Raw genomic sequence first — 5,747 nt, 5'->3', positions numbered from 1 at the left:
AGGTGCTGACGCCGCTGGGGCACGGGATCGTCCGGCTGGCGGCCGGTATCCGGCACGGACTGGCCGTTGTCGGTCGCGGGCTGTGGACCGCCGTTACCTGGACCGTGCTGACCCTGCTGGTCGCGCCCGTGGTGTGGCTGGTGCGCACACTTGTCGTCGTACCGCTCGTGTGGATCTTCCGGTACGTGCTGGTGCCGCTCGGGCGCGAGATCGGTGCGGCCTTCGCCGTTGCCTGGCGGGTCGCCGGCTATGTGTCGAGCGCGGTCGGCAGCGCCGTGCGGTGGCTCGTCGTCCAGCTCGTGGTCCGGCCGGTGCGCTGGTTCTACGGGAGTGTGTGCACTCCGGTCGGCCACGCCGTGCGGGACGTCGTCTGGCGTCCGGCGAAGAGAGCCGCTGTCGAGGCCGGCCGGGCGGCCGCATCGGCGGCCCGTTCGGCGAGGGAAACGATCCGGCAGGCGAGGCGTGACGCATGGCGTGCACTGGTCGGTGGGCCGGGGTATGCGGAACCTGGGGAACCGCTCGTGCCTCAGGCGCGTACTCTGGGTAGTACAACGACTGTCCCCGGCGCGGCGGCCGAGCCCGAGATCTCCCTGCACAAGCAGGGGTGAGCCGGACGGGCCCCCACGGGAACCCCGCATCGACGAGGGCGGCGCGCCCCCCGCGCCCGTCCCGCACCGAGGAGAAGAACCACTGGGCAAGCGACAGCCCGAAGGCCCGCCGCCCGCACCTGCGGTGCAGCGCATTCGTCTGCGCTACACCAAGCGCGGCCGCCTCCGGTTCACCAGCCACCGTGACTTCCAGCGCGCTTTCGAGCGGGCGCTGCGGCGCGCCGAGGTGCCCATGGCGTACTCGGCGGGCTTCACCCCGCATCCGAAGGTGTCGTACGCCAATGCCGCACCCACCGGCACGGGCAGCGAGGCCGAGTATCTGGAGATCGCCCTCAGCGAGCACCGCGACCCCGACACGCTGCGCGAACTGCTCGACGAGTCGCTGCCGACCGGTCTGGACATCACCGAGGCCGTCGAGGCCCGTACGTCCGGGCTCGCCGACCGGCTCACCGCGTCCGTGTGGGAGCTGCGGCTGGAGGGCGTGCGGGTGGAGGACGCGGAGAAGGCCGTCGAGGCCTTCCTCGCGGCCGACGCCGTCGACGTCCAGCGCAAGACCAAGAACGGCGTACGCACGTTCGACGCGCGGGGTGCCGTGGCGGATCTGCACGCTGGTCCGTCACAGCCTGATAGGCCCGGGGTCGAGCCCTGTGCGATACTGCGGCTGGTTGTTCGGCACGTGACACCTGCCGTGCGACCCGACGACGTCCTGTCCGGTCTCCACGCTGTGGCCGACCTGGCGCCGCCGGTCCCCGCAGCGGTGACCAGGCTGGCGCAGGGGCTCTTCGACGAGGAGTCCGGCACGGTGACCGACCCGCTCGCGCTCGACCGCGAGGCAGTTCCGGCCGCTTCACCCACGGCCGTCGGAACAGCCTCCCCCTAGCTTCGCCGGGGGGACACCCCGCGACGGCGCCCGAAGGTCCCGCCGCGTTGGAGCAGTCGTTGTAGCGCGGCTCTCGCATCCGGGAGCCACCTGGGTCGGGCCGCGCAAGGACCAGAAGACTTTCGCCAGGCCGTGCGTACATCGCGTACGGAACCGGCGAGCCAGACATAACAGCTCCCGTGCGGCGCCCGCGCCCCGGACGGCGGCACCGCGCACATCACGCGGGCCGCGGCCGGACCGGAATGAGGCGCGGCGCCCGGGAGCGTGACGGGAGAACCGCCCGCATGCTCGAGCCGACTGAATCCGGCGTTGCCGGAGACAACGAACAGAACGACAACACCCCTGGCGACAAGCTGCCGCCGCGCCGTCGGCGCCGCGCAGCTTCGCGCCCCGCCGGTCCGCCGGCCGGAGCGGCCTCCGCGGAGAGCGCCGACGTGGCAGCTCCCGTGCAGGAGGCGGCCGAGGCCGCGCCTGCCGCTGCCGAGGAGACGCCCGCGCCGCGTGCGCGTCGTCGTGCCACGCGTAAGGCGACGGCTCCTGCAGGTGCGCCCGAGGGCGCCGAGATCGCCGCTGCCGCCGAGGTGGCGGAGACGGTCGCCCCCGAGGTGGCCGAGGAGACGCCGGCCGAGGCTCCGGCGCCGCGTGCGCGTCGTCGTGCCACGCGTAAGGCGACGGCTCCTGCCGGTGCGCCCGAGGCCGCTGAGATCGCCGCTGCCGCCGAGGTGGCGGAGACGGTCGCCCCCGAGGTGGCCGAGGAGACGCCGGCCGAGGCTCCCGCGCCGCGCAAGCGCCGCCGGGCCACGCGGCAGGTGAGTGCGCCGGAGGGCGCCGAGATCGCCGCCGCCGTGGAGGAAGCGCCCGCCGTCGCCGCGCAGGTCGCCGAGGAAGCGCCTGCCGAGGCCCCCGCCGAGGCCCCCGCCCCGCGCCGGACCCGTCGCCGCGCCTCCGCGCCCGCCGGTGCCCCCACCGCGCAGGCCGAGCCCGCTCCCGACACCGAGGCCGCTCCTGCCGAGGCCGCTGAGCCCGAGGCCGCGCCGGCCGGTCGCAGCCGTCGTCGCGCCGGCCGCAAGGCCACCGCGCCTGCCGCCGCCCCGCAGGTCGCAGAGACCGACGAGGACGCCGACTCCGATGCCGTGGAGTCCGGCGAGAGCCTGCCCGAGGGCGCCGTCGCACAGATCACCTCCCGCGAGGACGAGGTCGCGGCAGCCGAGAAGGCCGCGACCCGTGGCCGTACGCGCCGCCGCGCCGTCTCGCCCGAGACCACCGCGCAGCCTGCCGCCGAAGAGGCGCCCGCGCCGCGCGAGGAGGCCGCGAAGAGCGAGGCCCCCGCGCGCACCCGCCGCGCCGCCCGGCCCGCCGTGGCCCTCTTCCAGGCCCCGGTCTTCGCCGAGCCCATGTTCCAGACCCCGGAGACGGCCGCTGCCGCTGCCGCTCTCGACCCGGACGAGGAGTCCGACGCGTCGGCCGCGGCCGACGAGGACACGCCCACCGCCGAGCCGGTCGCCGAGGCCGCCCCGGAGCCCGCGGGCCGTCGCCGCCGTCGCCGTCGCGGTGAGCCCGCCGAGCAGACCCAGGCCCCTGTCGAGGAGCCCGAGCCCGCCGCCGAGACGGAGTCCGACCAGGACGCCGAGGCCGGTGACGGTGAGGACTCCGACGAGTACGGCGACCGCCCCTCGCGCCGTCGCCGCCGTGGTGGCCGCCGCCGTCGCCGTGGCGATGCCCCGGACGCCGACGAGTCGTCGGACGAGCAGTCCGACGAGGCCGCCGAGGACGCCGAGTCCGGCGACGGTGAGGACTCCGAGGAGGAGGGCGACAACGACACCCCCTCCGGCAGTTCCAGCAGCCGTCGCCGCCGTCGCCGTCGTCGTCGCAGCGGTGAGCCGACGTCCGAGGACGAGTCCGGTACGAACGACCCGGAGCGCACGGTCGTCAAGGTCCGCGAGCCGCGTCCGGCCCGCGCCAAGAGCGACGAGCCCTCCGACGAGGTGCAGTCCATCAAGGGCTCCACGCGTCTGGAGGCGAAGAAGCAGCGGCGCCGTGAGGGCCGCGAGCAGGGCCGCCGCCGCGTCCCGATCATCACCGAGGCCGAGTTCCTCGCCCGCCGCGAGGCCGTCGAGCGCGTCATGGTCGTCCGCCAGAGCGGCGAGCGCACCCAGATCGGCGTCCTCGAGGACAACGTGCTCGTCGAGCACTACGTCAACAAGGAGCAGGCGACCTCGTACGTCGGCAACGTCTACCTGGGCAAGGTGCAGAACGTCCTGCCGTCCATGGAGGCCGCGTTCGTCGACATCGGCAAGGGCCGCAACGCCGTCCTGTACGCCGGTGAGGTCAACTTCGAGTCGCTGGGCATGGCCAACGGCCCCCGCCGTATCGAGGCCGCGCTCAAGTCCGGCCAGTCGGTGCTCGTCCAGGTGACGAAGGACCCGATCGGTCACAAGGGCGCGCGTCTGACGAGCCAGGTGTCCCTGCCCGGCCGTTACCTGGTCTACGTGCCCGAGGGCTCGATGACCGGTATCAGCCGCAAGCTGCCCGACACCGAGCGGGCCCGGCTGAAGACCATCCTCAAGAAGATCGTTCCCGAGGACGCGGGCGTCATCGTGCGCACCGCGGCCGAGGGCGCGAGCGAGGACGAGCTGCGCCGTGACGTCGAGCGGCTCCAGGCGCAGTGGGAGGACATCCAGAAGAAGTCGAAGAGCGGCGGCAGTTCGAACGCGCCGTCGCTGCTGTACGGCGAGCCGGACATGACCGTCCGGGTCGTCCGCGACATCTTCAACGAGGACTTCTCGAAGGTCATCGTCAGCGGTGACGAGGCGTGGGAGACGATCCACGGCTACGTCCAGCACGTGGCTCCCGACCTGGCCGACCGCCTTCAGCGGTGGACGAGCGAGGTCGACGTCTTCGCGACGTACCGGATCGACGAGCAGCTCATGAAGGCGCTGGACCGCAAGGTCTGGCTGCCGTCCGGTGGTTCGCTGGTGATCGACAAGACCGAGGCCATGGTCGTGATCGACGTCAACACCGGCAAGTTCACCGGTCAGGGCGGCAATCTCGAGGAGACCGTCACCAGGAACAACCTGGAGGCGGCCGAGGAGATCGTCCGTCAGCTGCGGCTGCGCGACCTGGGCGGCATCGTCGTCGTCGACTTCATCGACATGGTGCTGGAGTCCAACCGTGACCTGGTCATGCGCAGGCTGCTGGAGTGCCTGGGCCGTGACCGCACGAAGCACCAGGTCGCCGAGGTCACCTCGCTGGGCCTGGTCCAGATGACGCGTAAGCGGGTGGGCCAGGGTCTGCTGGAGTCCTTCTCCGAGACCTGTGTGCACTGCAACGGGCGCGGTGTGATCGTGCACATGGAGCAGCCGACGGCCGCCGGTGGCGGTGGCGGCAAGCGCTCCAAGAAGCGCGGCCGCGGCGGCTCGGAGCACGTCCACGAGCACGAGCTCGACGCCACGGCCGAGGCACCCGCCGAGACCGAGACCGAGAGCGAGGCGGAGGTCGCCGCGGAGACCGCTGCCCCGGCCGCGCTGCCGGAGCCGGACTTCCAGCCCGACGAGGACCTCTACAGCAGTGCTGCCGAGGCCGAGGCGGCCGCTTCGCGTGGCCGTGGCCGCAGGCGGGCGACCCGCCGTGCCTCGGCGCCGAGCGGTGCCCCGAGGTCGGCCGAGGCGCAGAGCGCGGCGGCCGAGACCGTCGTCGAGCCGGCGCCGAAGGCGGAGCCGGAGCCCCAGGCCGAGCCGGAGCCGGTCACCGCGGCGGCCCCCGTCGACGAGGCGGCCCCCGCGGGCCGTGGTCGCCGCCGGGCCACCCGCAAGGCGTCCGCGCCCGCCGGTCCTCCGCCCACCACCGACCCCACCGTCGTGGAGACGCTGGTGAAGGCGCCCGCCGAGCCCGCGCAGGAGCCGGTTGCCGAGCCCGAGGCCCCCGCGGCCGAAGAGGCCGCGCCGGTGGCTCCGCCGCGGGCGCGCCGCCGGGCGACCCGCAAGGTCAGCGCCCCGGCCGGTTCGCCGTCGGGTGCGGAGGAGGCCGCGGTCGTCGTGGTCGCCGCCGAGAACGGTGCGGAGCCGCAGACGCCGGCGGACGACGCCGAGTCCGCGGCCCCCGCCAAGAAGGCGGTCCGCAAGACGGCCAAGAAGGCCACCGCGAAGAAGACCGCCACCGCCACCAAGAAGACGGCGGCCAAGAAGACGACGGCGAAGAAGACGACCACCAAGAAGGCCGGTGCGAAGAAGACCGCCGCGGCCGAGCAGTCGCTGCCGTCG

Annotated in this window: 2 protein-coding genes and 1 pseudogene; all 3 read left to right on the top strand. The window is 74.0% G+C overall.

All coding sequences use genetic code 11. The features are described from left to right. Positions 1-608, top strand: a pseudogene (locus ACFWU3_RS14575) (hypothetical protein); the annotation flags it as partial. Between the two features lie 124 nt (positions 609-732). Next, positions 733-1,488, top strand: a complete 756-nt coding sequence (locus ACFWU3_RS14570; RefSeq protein WP_384436183.1) for a TIGR03936 family radical SAM-associated protein — start codon at positions 733-735, stop codon at positions 1,486-1,488. A 284-nt stretch (positions 1,489-1,772) separates the two neighbouring features. Further along, positions 1,773-5,747: Rne/Rng family ribonuclease (locus ACFWU3_RS14565; protein WP_384436181.1), on the top strand; the 3,975-nt coding region annotated here is incomplete at its 3' end.

It is taken from the genome of Streptomyces sp. NPDC058685, assembly GCF_042714725.1.
GTDB lineage: Bacteria > Actinomycetota > Actinomycetes > Streptomycetales > Streptomycetaceae > Streptomyces.
The sequence above is the reverse complement of the archived record's forward strand: the minus strand, read 5'-3'. Positions and strand labels throughout refer to the sequence as shown.